Here is a 13,666-nt window from a genome sequence, read left to right as displayed (position 1 = left end):
GTGAGGGGGATTCCGAGCGTCCCGAATCCCCCTCACACACCGCTCGCCGCGGGACTAGCGGCGGCCGCTGTTGAACATCCCGCGGGCGATCTCGCGCGCGGCGGTGCGCATGAAGTCCTTGAAGGCCGTCGACTTCACGACGGTCTCCACCATGGAGTCCTTCTCCTTCTCGGCCTTCGTCGAGGCCTTCTCGGTGACCCGCTCGTTCTTCTGCTCGCGCGCCATCTCCTTGACCCGGGCGTCCTCGGCGGCCTTGCGCGCGCCCTCCTCGAGCTTCTTCGCCAGCAGCTCGCGGGCCGACTCGCGGTCGATCGCCTCGGCGTACTTCGCCGACAGCGGCGAGGCCTTGACGGCGGCCACCATCGCGGCGGGGTCGGCAGCATCCATCAGCGACTCCGGCGCGCGCAGTCGGGTCCAGGCGACGGGGGTCGGGGCACCGCGCTCGTTCATCACGGTGACGATCGCCTCGCCGATGCCGAGCGACGTGATGACCTCGCCGAGGTCGTCGTACGCGCTGTCGGGGTAGGTGTTCACGGTGGCGCGCAGCGCCTTGGCGTCGTTGGGCGTGTGGGCGCGGAGCTGGTGCTGCACGCGCGAGCCGAGCTGGGCGAGCACGTCGTCAGGGACGTCGGTCGGCGACTGCGTCACGAAGAAGACGCCGACCCCCTTGGAGCGGATCAGCCGCACGGTCTGCGCGATCTGGTCGAGGAAGGCGTCGGAGGCGTCGTGGAACAGCAGGTGCGCCTCGTCGAAGAAGAAGACCAGCTTGGGCTTGTCGAGGTCACCCTCCTCCGGCAGGTCGTGGAAGAGGTCGGCGAGCAGCCACATGAGGAAGGTGGAGAACAGCGCCGGGCGGTCCTGCAGGTTCGGCAGCTCGAGGAGGCTGATCACGCCGCGGCCGTCGTCGGTGGTGCGCAGGAAGTCCTGGGTCTCGAACTCCGGCTCCCCGAAGAAGACGTCGGCACCCTGGGCCTCGAAGGTGATCAGCTCGCGCAGGATCACACCGGCGGTCTGCGGCGAGAGCCCGCCGATGCCCTTGAGCTCGGCCTTCCCGGCCGCGTCGCCGGTGAGGTACTGCAGGACCGCACGCAGGTCGGCGAGGTCGAGCAGCGGCAGCCCGTGGGAGTCGCAGTAGTAGAAGACCAGGCCGAGCGAGGACTCCTGGGTCTCGTTGAGGCCGAGCACCTTGGCCAGCAGCGTCGGGCCGAAGGCGCTCATCGTCACCCGCACGGGGACGCCGGTGCCCTGGCCGCCGATGGCGTAGAACTCGGTCGGGAAGCCGGTCGCGGTCCACTGCTGGCCGACGCTCGCGGTGCGGGCGGTGAGCTTGTCGCTGGGCTCGCCGGGCGCGCTGAGGCCCGACAGGTCGCCCTTGATGTCGGCGGCGAACACCGGTACGCCGTTGGCGCTGAGCTGCTCGGCGAGCAGCTGCAGGGTCTTGGTCTTGCCGGTGCCGGTGGCGCCGGCGACGAGGCCGTGCCGGTTGAGCATGCCGAGGGGGATCTTGATGTGGACGTCGCTGAGCCGCTCGGCGTCGAGCATCAGGCCACCGAGCTCGAGAGCCGGACCCTCGAACCGGTAGCCCGGTGCCACCGCCTCGGAGACGGGGTCGCTCGGGGCGGGCTGCGATGCCGCTGGGGTCTCTGGGGTCTCTGGCATGCCGCGAGCCTAGTCAGCAGGTGAGGCGACGACGAGGGCGTCGATATAGTCACCGCCGTGATCTTCAAGCGGGTGGGCGACAGCCGGCCCTACCCCGACCACGGCCTCGACTCCCGCGGCTGGGCCGACCTGCCCCCGCGCCAGGTCCGCCTCGACGAGCTGGTGACCACCAAGGACACCCTGCGCCTCGACACGCTCCTCGACGAGGACTCGACCTTCTACGGCGACCTCTTCGCCCACGTGGTGCAGTGGCGCGGGGACCTCTACCTCGAGGACGGGCTCCACCGTGCGCTGCGCGCGGCCCTGCAGCAGCGCCTCGTGCTCCACGCCCGGGTCCACCAGGCGGAGGACCAGTGAGCGGTGCGCTGAAGTCGGCGCTGACCCTGGCGGTCCTCGCGCTGCTGGTGGTCGTCGCCGCCGTGTGGGGCTGGGCCGCGCTGACGCAGCCGTTCCCGCAGGACGAGCCGGTCGCGATCTGCGAGGACACGACCGTCACCGCCGGCAGCGAGGTGCGCCGGGACCAGGTCGTGGTCAGCGTCTTCAACGGCAGCGGTCGCAGCGGGCTGGCCGGCGCGACCAGCGCCCAGCTCAGCGAGCGGGGCTTCGTCCCCGGTGACGTCGGCGACGCCCCGACGCCCGCCGCGACCACGCAGATCTGGGCCTCCGACCCGACGAACCCGGCGGTCGCCCTCGTGAGCCAGCAGTTCAAGAAGGCCAAGGTCGTCGCGGGCGACGCCCTCGGGCCGGGCGTGGTCGTGGTGGTCGGCGAGAAGTTCAAGGCGCTGCGCAAGAAGCAGGTCGAGTCCGTGGTCGCCGAGGCCGACGCGACGTACTGCCGCGCCACCGGCTCCGAGTAGCCCGGTTCCGACCAGCCGGGACAGCTAGTCGCGCGGGCGCCGCGACGGGTCGCCGACCCACTGGGCCAGGCGACCGTTCTCGGAGACCTGGCGCATCCGCACCTCGGTCGCCTCGCGCAGCTTGCGGGGGGTGACCACGAGCAGGTCGTCGCCCGCGCGCAGGACCGTACGTCGTTCCGGCACGAGGACGCTGCCGCCGCGGACCACCAGCGAGACCGAGGCGCCCTGGGGCAGCCGCAGCTCGCCCACCTCGACGCCGTGCATCTTCGACGTCGACGCGATCGTGACCTGGAGCAGGTCGGCCGCGACCTTGTCGAGGGGCGCGGCCTCGACGTCGAGGCCGCGGGGCTCGTTGCGCCGCGCGACCCGCAGCAGCGAGGCCACCCACGGCAGGGTCGGGCCGGTGAGCAGGGTGTAGACGACGACCATCACGAAGACGATGTCGAAGAGGTCGTCGGCCCCCTCGACCCCCTCGGCGAGCGGGATGGTCGCGAGCACGACGGGGACGGCTCCGCGCAGGCCCGCCCACGAGATGAACGCCAGGTCGCCCGGGCCCATCGGCTGCACCACGCTGCTGACCAGCACCGAGAGCGGCCGGGCCACGAGCGTCAGCACCAGGCCGGTCACGAGGGCCTGCACGACCGTGTCGACGTCGATCCGTGCGGGCGAGAGCAGGAGGCCGAGCATCACGAACAGGCCGATCTGCGCGAGCCAGGCCACGCCCTCGGCGAACGACCTCGTGGCCACGCGGTGCGGCAGCTCGCTGTTGCCGAGGATCAGCGCGGCGACGTAGATCGCCGCGAAGCCCGAGGCGTGCAGCGCGGCTGCCGCGCCGTAGGCGGTGAACGCCAGGCACAGCACCGCGAGCGGGTAGAGGCCGGAGGAGGGCAACGCCGCCCGCCGCATGATCCACGCACCCGCGACGCCGCAGGCGATGCCGACGAGGCCTCCGGCGATCAGCTCGAAGACGATGATCCCGGCCGTCTCGAAAGGACTGGCCTCCCCGATCGCCCCGGTGGAGATGATGCCGACCAGCACGACGGTGGGCGCGTCGTTGAGACCGGACTCGGCCTCGAGCGCGCCCGTGAGCCGCTTGGGCAGCGGCAGCGCGCGCAGCACCGAGAAGACCGCGGCCGCGTCGGTGGGCGAGCAGATCGCGCCGAGCAGGATCGCCAGCTCCCACGGCAGACCGAGGAGGTAGTGGGTGCCGACCGCGACGACCGCCACCGAGACCGCCACCCCGAGCGTCGCCAGCGAGAGGCCGAGCCGGATGCTGGAGCGCATCTGGCGCCAGTCGGTCGTCAGGCCACCCTCGGCCAGGATGATCGCCAGCGCGCCGAAGCCCAGCGCGTGCGCGAGCTGTGCGTCGTCGAAGGGGATCCCGAACGGCCCGCCCTCACCGAGCGCGACGCCGATGAGCAGGTAGATCAGCAGCGACGGCAGGCCCACGCCGGCCGAGACCCGCACCGCGAGGATGGCCGCCAGCGTCACCACCGCGCCGACCAGCACGAACAGGTCGAGCTGGTGGACGTCGAAGGTCATGCACACCTCAGTCGCGGCGGGGCGGTCGGCGTCTCGATCCTATCGGCCGCCCACCCCGGCGCCTGGATGCGAATCCAGACATGGGAACGCGTTTGGGACGGCTCGAGGTCGGGTAGTCGTCCACGGACGAGAGGGAGTGATCGATGTACGGCGACCCCGCCGCCGGACGCCGACGCGTCGCGCAGCTGCGCGAGCAGAGCGGCGACATCCGTGCCCTGGCCGCTCGGCTGGTCTCGCAGGCCGAGGCGGTGCCGTGGCACGGCAAGGCAGCCGACGCGATGCGCGAGCGCATCAAGGGCCGCGCCGACCACCTGCGCGCCGCCGCGGCCCACCACGAGGACGCCGCCGAGTCGCTCGCACGTCACCTGGCGGAGGTCGACGTGCTCAAGGAGGCCATCGAGACGCGCTCGCACAAGGCCACCGCCCTCGTCGACGACGCCCGCTCCCGGTCCGCCGCTGCCGCGTCCGGCGCCTCGCCCGACGGGGCCGAGGCGGCGCTGCTGGCCTTCGACCCCCCTCCGGCCGGTCACAAGGACTGGCTGACCACCGACCTCCCGGGGCTCTGACATGGTGACCATCGACCTGACCACCGCGCCCCCGGCGCCGGCGACCTTCCTCGACGCCATGGCGCGACGCCTCGCGCTCACGCTGCCCGAGCTGCGCCTGGTCGCCGAGCTCGCCGGCGGCGCGCCGCTGCCCTTCGACCTCCGTGACGGCGAGGCCGCCGACGCCGGGTCGCTCAGCGGACGCCTCGGCCAGAGCCGCGGCACCTCCGAGGACCGGGCCTACGCGCAGGCGCTCGCCTCGCTCCACGACCCGCACGAGACGCTGCGGCGCCGCGGCCTGCTCACCGACGCGGGCGCGGACGCCGGGCTCCTCGGCGCGGTCGGGCTCCTGGCCACCCCGCGCCTCGCGCTCGACGTCGACGTCGCGGCCGGCGCCACCCAGGTCAAGGCCTGGCACCGACAGGCCGGCGACGCCGTCGCGAGCCTGTCCACCTGCGACGGGATCGTCTTCGAGCTGGCCTGGTTCCCCGTGCACCAGTGGACCACCGAGCTCGCCCGCGTGACCGCCGTCCCCGAGGACCTCCCGCTCACCGCGTCCCAGGTGCCGGCCCTGCTCGACGTCCCCTACGCCCTGGCCGACTCCGTGGGCGAGGCGCTGCGCTCGAGCCGCGCCGACCTCGTCCCGGTGCTGGTGGGGCAGAGCGACGGCGAGGTGCTGGCCGACGGCTCGCCGATGGGCGACGCCGAGGCAGCGGCCGCGGTCTGCGCCGTGCACGCCGAGAGCCGCGGACGCCTGCGCATCCTGGCCGCAGCCGTGTCCGAGCGCGTGACCACCTCGGTGGGCGTGGTCTCGTGGGTGCTGCTCCGCGACGGCTGGCACTCCCTCACCCCACGCCACGACGACGGGGCGCGCGTCTCGGTGGCGCGCGTCGACCCCGACGACCTCGCCACCGCGCTGGCACCCGTCCTGGCCCAGGTCACCGTCGGAGAGGCGGCCACAGCATGACGTCACCCCACGACGTTCTCGGCCTCCGCCGCTTCGCTCCCCCGACCGACAACGCCGCAGGGACCCCGACATGAGCGACCTCGACATCCCCCGCACCCACGGCGCCGACGACGCCTCGGCATCGGTCGGTGCCGACAAGTACGACCAGATGCTGGCGCTGGCCGACCTCTTCGACGCCTCCGGCGACGAGATGCGCACCCGCGCGCGGCTGGGCGCGGAGATCCTCGGCGACGACGACGTCGTGGACTCCGCCGAGCTGTCGCCGACCACGTGGGGGCCCGCCGAGGAGGACATCCGCGCCGCGACGACGGGCAAGCACGGGCTGCTGACCCGCTCCGTCGAGCTCGACGCCGACGCGCTCGTCGTACGGGCCACGGTGCTGACCTACCGCTGGATCGACGAGCTGCAGGCGGCCGCCTACAAGACCCTCGGCTCGATCGCGGGTCGCGCCATCGGCTACCTCGCCCCCGAGGTGGCCCTCGGCGGAGCGATCGTCAGCGCTGGCCTCATCGAGACCGACGCGCTCGACCGCGACGGGGTCACCGCCTACCTGAGCGAGCTCGCCGAGAGCAACCCCGACCTGATGGAGCACCTCTCCGGCGGCGGCGGGCTGCTCGACGGGCTGCACATGCGCTCGCTGCTCACCGCGGGCGTGCTCTCGTCGGAGCAGGGGGCCGGTGCGGCTCGCGGCGGCCTGCGCGCGATCGGCGTGGGTGACTTCCCGACCGACGCCGTGTCCGCCTTCCGCGACTCCGCGGGCTCCTTCGTGGAGGCCGAGGAGGTCCCGGCCGAGGTCGACGCGACCGCGACCGCAGCGGCACCCCGCTCCCTCGAGGAGCTGGTGGTGACCCTGTTCGCGGAGGACCAGCGGATCAGCGTGCAGCGCGTCGGCGCCGGGCGCTACATCGCCTACCTGCCCGGCTCCCTCGGGGTGGATCCGGGCCGGCTCCGCCTCGTCGGGGCCGACCCCACCACGTCCGCGGGCCAGGTCGTGCGCGCGATCGAGAAGGTCCTCACCGAGGACGACGCCCGCGTCATGCTGGTCGGTTCGGCCGCCGGCGGCACCGTCGCCGCCGAGATCGCGGCGGGCGTCAGGTCGGCGCGGTTCGTCGTCGACCAGGTCGTCACCGCGGGGTCCCCGTCGGCCCAGGTGCCGCGCCTGCCCGACGCCACCCGGATGCTGTCGCTGGAGGACCGCTCCGACCCCGTGGCGATCCTGGGCTCGCTGATCAACGCCCGCACCACCAACCGGCTGACCGTCGTCTTCGACGCGGGGGAGGTGGCCGGTGACCACGCCTACGTCGCCGGTGCGCGGGCCGCCGACGGCGCCGAGCACCCCGAGCTGCGCGCCGAGATCACCCGGCTGCACGAGCTGGGCTACCTCGCCGGCTGAGGAGGGCTCAGACGATCTCGTGCACGAACTCACCGAGCTGGGTGAGGTTGCGGCACTCCACCATCGGCACGACCGCGCCGTACTGGTCCGCGGCGCTGTCGCCGGTGCCCCAGTGCCGGGGGTGCTCGGGGTTGAGCCACCACGCGTGGCGGGCGCGTCCCGCGAGGTCCGCCAGCACGGGCAGCGCGAGGTCGCTGTAGTTGGAGCGTCCGTCCCCGAGGACCAGCAGTGACGACCGGGGACCGATCGCGTCGGGGTGCTCCTCGGCGAACCGCGTCAGCGCCCGTCCGTAGTTGGTGCGCCCGAAGCGGGCAGCGTGGGAGATGCTCGCCGAGAGCTGCTCCATCACCTCCGCGACGTCGGCTCCGGGTGCGAAGGTGTCGGTGACCTCGACGACGTCGTCGACGAACGTGAAGGCGCGCACCCCGCCGAACGCCTCGCGCAGCGCGAAGACCAGCATCAAGGTGAACTGGGCGAAGCTGGCGACCGACCCGCTCACGTCGCACAGCACGACGAGCTCGGTGCGGTGCGGACGCCTCGGGCGGTGGTGGGTCGTGAGCGGCACCCCGCCCGTGGCGATCGAGGCCCGCACGGTGCGGCGTACGTCGAGGGGACCGCGCCGCCGCGCGTGCTGCTCCTTGGTGAGCCGGGCCGCCAGCCGGCGGGCGAGCGGGTAGATCTCGCGGCGCATCTCCTCGAGGTCGCTGCGACGGGCTGCGGTGAAGTCGAGCCGGTCGATGGTCGGACGCACCGTCACTGCGGCGACGTGCTCGGGTCCCTTCTCCTCCGCGATGCGCCGGCGCGCATCGCCCTCGACCATCCGGGTGAACTCCCCGATCCGCCGGCCCGCGTCGCGCTGGGCCCGCTCCTCGTCGAGGCCCTGGGCGAGCAGCCCCTGGACCAGCCGGTCCATCAGCTCGGCGGGCGAGACCCGCTGCAGCGAGGTGTACGCCGACCAGCTCGACAGGCCGGGTCCGCGGCCCGGCATGGCGCCGAACCTCGCGACGGCCTCGACGGCGAGGTCCTGCATCGCCTGCTGGTCGCCGGACGCCAGCGCCTCGGCCAGCGCCTCACGCAGCCGCTGGAGCTGCGCCCCGGTGTCGGGCACGCCCTCGGTCGGCGCGACGTCGTCGCCGGCGACACCGCCGCCGACGAGCCGGGGGTAGTAGATGTCGAAGACCGCGTCGAAGGTGACCCGCTGCGGCTGGCGCTTGACCAGCGTGGCGGCGTAGGCCGCGCGCACGGTCTCGCGGTCGTGCCAGTGCACCCGCTCGAGCGCGCTGATCGCGTCGAGGCCCTCGGCGAGCGACACCGACAGGCCCGCGGAGCGCAGCGCCTCCACGAAGCCGATGTGGGTGTCGAGCAGGGTCATCGCGCGGCCAGCAGCTTGAGCTCCTTGACCGCCCGCCGCTGGTCGGAGGCGTGCTTGAGCACCACTCCCAGGGTGCGCGCGACGGTCTCCTCGTCGAGGTCGCCGACCTGCAGCGCGACGAGGGTGCGCGCCCAGTCGACCGACTCGGCGATCGAGGGCGCCTTCTTGAGCTCGAGCTCGCGCAGCCGCACGACGACGTCGACGAGCTGCACGGCGACCCGGTGGTCGATGTCGGGCACCTGGCTGGTGACGATCGCCCGCTCGCGCTCGGCGTCGGGGTAGTCGAGGTGCAGGAACAGGCAGCGCCGCTTGACCGCCTCCGACAGCTCCCGGCTGGCGTTGGAGGTCAGCACGACGAAGGGACGCCTGGTGGCGCTCACGGTGCCCATCTCGGGGATCGTGACCTGGAAGTCGCTCAGCACCTCGAGCAGCAGGCCCTCGACCTCGACGTCGGTCTTGTCGACCTCGTCGACGAGCAGCACCGTCGGCTCGTCTCGCCGGATCGCGCTGAGCAGGGGCCGGGTGAGGAGGAACTCCTCGGTGAAGATGTCGTCGTGGGTCTCGCTCCACGCCTGGTCGGCCCCGCTGGCCTGGATGCGAAGCAGCTGCTTCTTGTAGTTCCACTCGTAGAGCGCGCGGGCCTCGTCGAGACCCTCGTAGCACTGCAGGCGCACCAGCTCCGCGCCCGTGGACCGCGCGACCGCCTTGGCCAGCTCGGTCTTGCCGACGCCCGCCGGTCCCTCGACGAGCAGCGGCTTCTCCAGCGCCCCGGCGAGGTACGCCGTGAGCGCGGTCGCGTCGTCGGTGAGGTAGCCGGCCGCCTCCAGGCGCCGGGCCGCGTCGTCAGGCGAGGTGAACCAGCTCGTCGTCACCGCGCGAGCCTAGCCCCGTTGTAACGCCGGGTTGCTCCTTGTACCCACCCCGTTGCACGGGGGTGGGTACAGCACGTAACCCGGCGTTACATGTGGACGCTCAGGCTTGGCAGCCGCCACGCCCGGCCGACGCCCCCTCAGCCCGCGCCTCGCTTCGCTTCGGCTTGGCAGAGGGGGCGGGATTCGAACCCGCGGTAGGTCTCCCTACGACCGCTTTCAAGGCGGTTCCGATCGGCCGCTCCGGCACCCCTCCTCGTGCCGCGCCGGGGCGCCGCACACCGCGGGACTCTACCCAAGCCGGGCCGCCGCCCGGACCCGAGCACCGGGTGGGGCCCGCGCGCGTGGTGAAATCTCTCGCGTGACGACCGAGACCGCCACCGACCACCGCCTCGCCCCCGCCGTCGCGGCGCGCCTGCTGGGCCTCGTGCTGTGCGCGGTCGCCGTGCTGATCCTCCTGAGCACCGTCGCGATCGCGGTCCTCGACCTCCACACGGTGTTCCTGCTGGTCCCCGTCGTGCTCACCCTCGCCGTGCTCGCGGGCTGCTGGTGGACCTGGCGCACGCGGGGCTGGGTGGCCCGGTTCACCGACGAGGGCTACCGGGTGCAGTGGGTGCGCGGCGTGGGCGCGGCCTCGGCGCGCTGGAAGGACGTCGAGGACGCCGTGACGACCACCGTGGCCGACTCCCCCGTCGTCGTGCTGCGGCTGCGCGACGGGCGTACGACCACGATCCCCGTCGAGATGCTCGCGATCGACCGTGAGGCCTTCGTGCGCGACGTCCAGGAGCACCTCCAGCGCGGACACGGCCTGAAGAAGTGGTGACCTGATTCGGCACGGGCGCGCTGCGCCTTGTAGCCTTCAGTTCGCTCGGCCGCTGGCTGGGCATGGAGGCGTCGCCTAGTCCGGTCTATGGCGCCCGCCTGCTAAGCGGGTTTGGGGCTAAAACCCCATCGAGGGTTCAAATCCCTCCGCCTCCGCCCCGACGTCGGCCCCCTCCCCCACCGGAGGGGGCCGACTGCATGTCGCGGATCAATTGCAGGATCGTGCATTGCACAGACCTGCAGACGCATCGGCATGACGACGTCCGTCGACGTGGGGGATGATTGTCCCGTCATCCCCTGTGACACTTGACAACGAGGTGAAAGCCAACATGACCCCAGTCCGCCGTATCGCAGCCGCCGCACTCGTGGCCGCCCTAGGCTTCGGATTCGTCGGGATCAGCAGCGCGCCTGCGAATGCCGACTACACCTGGGGCACGTTCGCCAAGGTGGAACGCTGACCGACGTGCCATGATGTGCACGCAGTGAAGTGCTGAGACACGGACCCCTCAACCCCCCACGAGTTCTGGTCCGCACGGCCTCCCCCACAGGCCCGTCTCGGCAGCAAGGGCAGTGACCTCTGGTCGCTGCCCTTGCCTCATTTCCCGACCGTTTCGGCGCTACTTCTTCGGGGGCTCGTCGGTCTCGCGGCCGTCGATGCCGCGTTTGCCCATCTCGTAGCCGAGCTGGAAGCGGGTCTCCACCTCGAACTCGCTCTTCAGGTCGGCCACGTAGCCCGCGTAGGTCCGGGGGCTGACCCCGAGGCGCTTCGCGCCCGCCGGGTCTGCGCGGCCCTCGAGCAGCATCCGGATGGTCATCGCCCGCTGCTCGGCGGCGATGTCGCGCATCAGCGAGGTCTCGCTGCTGGTGAACGGCCGGGCTCGCTCCCAGTGGCGCTCGAACATGTCGACGAGGTAGAGCACCATCGACGGCTCGCTGATCACCATGGCGGCTTCGAGGCCCTCGTGGCTCGGGATGACCGCGGTGCGGCGGTCCACCACGATGAGGCGGTTGAAGAACTCGTCGAGCGTGCGCACCTCCGCACCCTCCGCGGACACGGCAGCGACGTACTTGCGGGTGTCGCTGCCACGGCGGGCCGCGTGCTGGTAGAGCGTGCGCATCCGAACCCCCCGCCGGAGCAGGGCGATCTCGCGCGCGACCACCTCGGCGAGCTGCTTGACCCCGCGACGGTCCTGCGGCTGCGCGAAGAGCAGCTCCTGCTCGGCGTCGCTCACCAGCGACTCCAGGAAGGTGCGGATGGTCGTTCCCCCGCGGATCTCGGCGAAGGGCCCGCCGACCGCGCTGGGCGAACGACGCCACGCGTGCGAGAGGGTGCCGAAGGCCTGGGCCCAGTGGGCCGACTCCACGATCAGCTCGGCGCCCTGCTGGCCCATCGGCGCGACCACCCGTGCCTGGACGGTCGCGGGATCGACCGCGCGCCAGAAGGCTCGGTCGTCGCTCCTGACCACCAGCCCCACCTCGACGAGGAGGGCGAAGGCCTGCTGCAGCTCGCCGCCCTTGACGATGCGCTTGTCGGAGGCACTGATGCCGGCGGAGGTGACGATCTCCTCGTAGAGCGGGGTGGCCTGCGCCTCAAAGACACCGCGCTCGTGCTGCCCCAGGGGCATGACTCACCTCCGCTCACCCCGAACCCAGTGGGGTGATCGTGCCACAACGGCCCCAGTCGTACGCCGGAGACGACGGGATGGGACGGGATGGGACGCACCGACCCGCCACACCGTCGAGCGGCGGGCGGGTCGGTGACGCGGGATCAGGCCGGGGTCACTCCCCGAGACGGGCCTTGAGGGTGTCGAGCTCGCTCCACAGCACGGCCGGGAGGTCGTCGCCGAACTTCTCGAACCACTCCTCGATCTGCGGCAGCTCGGCCTTCCACTCCTCGACGTCGACCGCGAGGGCCTGCGCGACCTGCTCCTCGGTGAGGTCGAGGCCGTCGATGTCGAGCGACCCAGGGGCCGGCACATGGCCGATCGGGGTCTCGACCGCGGCGGCCTGGCCGTCGATGCGCTCGATGACCCACTTGAGCACGCGGCTGTTCTCGCCGAAGCCGGGCCACAGGAAGTCGCCGTCGTCGGAGCGGCGGAACCAGTTGACGTAGAAGATCTTCGGCAGCTTGGCCGCGTCGTTGTCCTTGCCGATGCCGACCCAGTGGCCGAAGTAGTCGCCGGCGTTGTAGCCGATGAACGGCAGCATCGCCATCGGGTCGCGGCGTACGACGCCCACGGCGCCGACCGCGGCCGCGGTGGTCTCCGAGGACAGCGTGGCGCCCATGAAGGTGCCGTGGTTCCAGTCGCGCGCCTCGGTGACGAGCGGGATCGTCGTCTTGCGACGACCACCGAAGAGGATCGCGTCGATCGGCACGCCGCGCGGGTCGTCGTACTCGTCGGCGAGGATCGAGCACTGCTTGATCGGGGTGCAGTAGCGGCTGTTGGCGTGGCTGGAGAGCTCGCCGGTCCCGGCGGCGATCTCCGGGGTCCAGCGCTCGCCCTTCCAGCTCGTCGCCTCGGCCGGGGTGTTCTCCAGGCCCTCCCACCACACGTTGCCGTCGGGGGTCAGCGCGACGTTGGTGAAGACCGAGTTGCCCTTGCGGATGGTCTCCATGGCGTGCGGGTTGGTGTGCTCGTTGGTGCCGGGCGCGACGCCGAAGAAGCCGAACTCGGGGTTGACCGCCCACAGGCGGCCGTCCTCGCCGATCCGCATCCACGCGATGTCGTCGCCGATGGCCTCGACGGTCCAGCCCGGGACGGTGGGCTTGAGCATCGCGAGGTTGGTCTTGCCGCACGCGCTCGGGAAGGCCGCGGCGACGTACTTGGTCACGCCCTGCGGCGAGGTGAGCTTGAGGATGAGCATGTGCTCGGCCAGCCAGCCCTCGTCGCGCGCCATGACCGAGGCGATGCGCAGCGCGTAGCACTTCTTGCCGAGCAGGGCGTTGCCGCCGTAGCCGGAGCCGAAGCTCCAGATCATCCGCTCCTCGGGGAACTGCACGATGTACTTGGTGTCGTTGCACGGCCACGCGACGTCGGCCTGGCCGGGCTCCAGCGGCATGCCCACCGAGTGCAGCGCGGGCACCCACTGCGGGTCGCGGCCGGCGGACTCGAGCTCCTCGATGCGCCTCAGCACCTCGGTGCCCATGCGGGCCATCACGCGCATGGAGACCGTGACGTAGGCCGAGTCGGTGACCTCGATGCCGAACATGGGCTGCTCGGCGTCGAGGTGGCCCATGACGAAGGGGATGACGTACATCGTGCGTCCGCGCATGCAGCCGGCGTAGAGCCCACGCATGAGCTCCTTCATCTTCTCGGGCTCCATCCAGTTGTTGGTGGGGCCTGCGTCGCGCTCGGCGACGGAACAGATGTAGGTGCGGTCCTCGACGCGCGCCACGTCGGTCGGGTCGGACGCGGCGTGGAACGAGTTGGGCATCACGTCGGGGTTGAGGCGCGTGAACGTGCCGGTGGCCTCGAGCGAGGCGGTGAGCTGCGCCCACTCCTCGTCGGACCCGGTGCACCAGTGGATGGTGTCGGGCTGGGTGAGCTCGGCGACCTCGGTGACCCAGGCGAGGATCCCCTCGTGGGTCGTGGGCGGAGTCGTGGAGGGCGTCGTCTGGGTGTCGATGGTGGCGGTCATG

At 72.1% G+C, this 13,666-nt stretch carries 12 protein-coding genes and 2 tRNA genes; 7 read left to right on the top strand and 7 right to left on the bottom strand.

Annotated elements, in window-relative coordinates; all coding sequences use genetic code 11:
* Positions 1-54 precede the first annotated feature (54 nt).
* Positions 55-1,659, bottom strand: a complete 1,605-nt coding sequence (locus tag ASG76_RS07600) for a helicase HerA-like domain-containing protein (protein WP_056601871.1) — start codon at positions 1,657-1,659, stop codon at positions 55-57.
* Between the two features lie 57 nt (positions 1,660-1,716).
* Here ASG76_RS07600 and ASG76_RS07595 point away from each other — a divergent pair, with 57 nt between their 5' ends.
* A complete protein-coding gene (locus ASG76_RS07595; RefSeq protein ID WP_056601870.1) occupies positions 1,717-2,016 on the top strand; it encodes a type II toxin-antitoxin system VapB family antitoxin in 300 nt (99 codons plus the stop codon).
* Entirely contained in the window at positions 2,013-2,516 is a 504-nt protein-coding gene (locus ASG76_RS07590) for a LytR C-terminal domain-containing protein (protein ID WP_056601869.1), read from the top strand. Before ASG76_RS07595 ends, ASG76_RS07590 begins: the two co-directional genes overlap by 4 nt.
* 24 nt (positions 2,517-2,540) lie before the next feature.
* Here the strand turns inward: ASG76_RS07590 and ASG76_RS07585 are convergent, their stop codons facing one another.
* Positions 2,541-4,058: a potassium/proton antiporter gene (locus tag ASG76_RS07585; RefSeq protein WP_056601868.1), complete on the bottom strand. Its 1,518-nt coding sequence runs from the start codon at positions 4,056-4,058 to the stop codon at positions 2,541-2,543.
* Positions 4,059-4,201: 143 nt separating this feature from the next.
* Here ASG76_RS07585 and ASG76_RS07580 point away from each other — a divergent pair, with 143 nt between their 5' ends.
* From ASG76_RS07580 to ASG76_RS07570, 3 genes are all read left to right on the top strand, one after another.
* Positions 4,202-4,624 carry a hypothetical protein gene (locus tag ASG76_RS07580; protein WP_157559016.1) on the top strand — a complete coding sequence of 141 codons (423 nt, stop codon included), beginning with the start codon at positions 4,202-4,204 and terminating at the stop codon, positions 4,622-4,624.
* 1 nt (position 4,625) lies between these two features.
* Positions 4,626-5,570: a hypothetical protein gene (locus ASG76_RS07575; RefSeq protein ID WP_056601867.1), complete on the top strand. Its 945-nt coding sequence runs from the start codon at positions 4,626-4,628 to the stop codon at positions 5,568-5,570.
* Between the two features lie 70 nt (positions 5,571-5,640).
* Entirely contained in the window at positions 5,641-6,963 is a 1,323-nt protein-coding gene (locus tag ASG76_RS07570; RefSeq protein ID WP_056601866.1) for a hypothetical protein, read from the top strand.
* Between the two features lie 7 nt (positions 6,964-6,970).
* On the opposite strand, the gene ASG76_RS07565 is transcribed toward ASG76_RS07570, so the two are convergent.
* The 3 genes from ASG76_RS07565 to ASG76_RS07555 form a co-directional block, all read right to left on the bottom strand.
* Complete coding sequence (locus tag ASG76_RS07565; protein ID WP_056601865.1) at positions 6,971-8,335, bottom strand: vWA domain-containing protein; 1,365 nt, start codon at positions 8,333-8,335, stop codon at positions 6,971-6,973.
* Positions 8,332-9,207 carry an AAA family ATPase gene (locus ASG76_RS07560; RefSeq protein ID WP_056601864.1) on the bottom strand — a complete coding sequence of 292 codons (876 nt, stop codon included), beginning with the start codon at positions 9,205-9,207 and terminating at the stop codon, positions 8,332-8,334. Before ASG76_RS07560 ends, ASG76_RS07565 begins: the two co-directional genes overlap by 4 nt.
* 165 nt (positions 9,208-9,372) lie before the next feature.
* A tRNA-Ser gene (locus tag ASG76_RS07555) sits at positions 9,373-9,460 on the bottom strand.
* A 105-nt stretch (positions 9,461-9,565) separates the two neighbouring features.
* Here ASG76_RS07555 and ASG76_RS07550 point away from each other — a divergent pair.
* Positions 9,566-10,027 carry a hypothetical protein gene (locus ASG76_RS07550; protein ID WP_056601863.1) on the top strand — a complete coding sequence of 154 codons (462 nt, stop codon included), beginning with the start codon at positions 9,566-9,568 and terminating at the stop codon, positions 10,025-10,027.
* Positions 10,028-10,091: 64 nt separating this feature from the next.
* Positions 10,092-10,182: transfer RNA gene (locus tag ASG76_RS07545), tRNA-Ser, on the top strand.
* 461 nt (positions 10,183-10,643) lie between these two features.
* Here ASG76_RS07545 and ASG76_RS07540 read toward each other — a convergent pair.
* Together ASG76_RS07540 and ASG76_RS07535 are read right to left on the bottom strand one after the other, a co-directional pair.
* Entirely contained in the window at positions 10,644-11,651 is a 1,008-nt protein-coding gene (locus tag ASG76_RS07540; RefSeq protein ID WP_056601862.1) for a TrmB family transcriptional regulator, read from the bottom strand.
* Positions 11,652-11,805: 154 nt separating this feature from the next.
* The gene (locus tag ASG76_RS07535; protein ID WP_056601861.1) at positions 11,806-13,665 is read right to left on the bottom strand and encodes a phosphoenolpyruvate carboxykinase (GTP); all 1,860 of its coding nucleotides are present in this window, start codon (positions 13,663-13,665) and stop codon (positions 11,806-11,808) included.
* Position 13,666: the final 1 nt, after the last annotated feature.

Source organism: Nocardioides sp. Soil774 (assembly GCF_001428125.1).
Taxonomy (GTDB): domain Bacteria; phylum Actinomycetota; class Actinomycetes; order Propionibacteriales; family Nocardioidaceae; genus Nocardioides.
The sequence above is the reverse complement of the archived record's forward strand: the minus strand, read 5'-3'. Positions and strand labels throughout refer to the sequence as shown.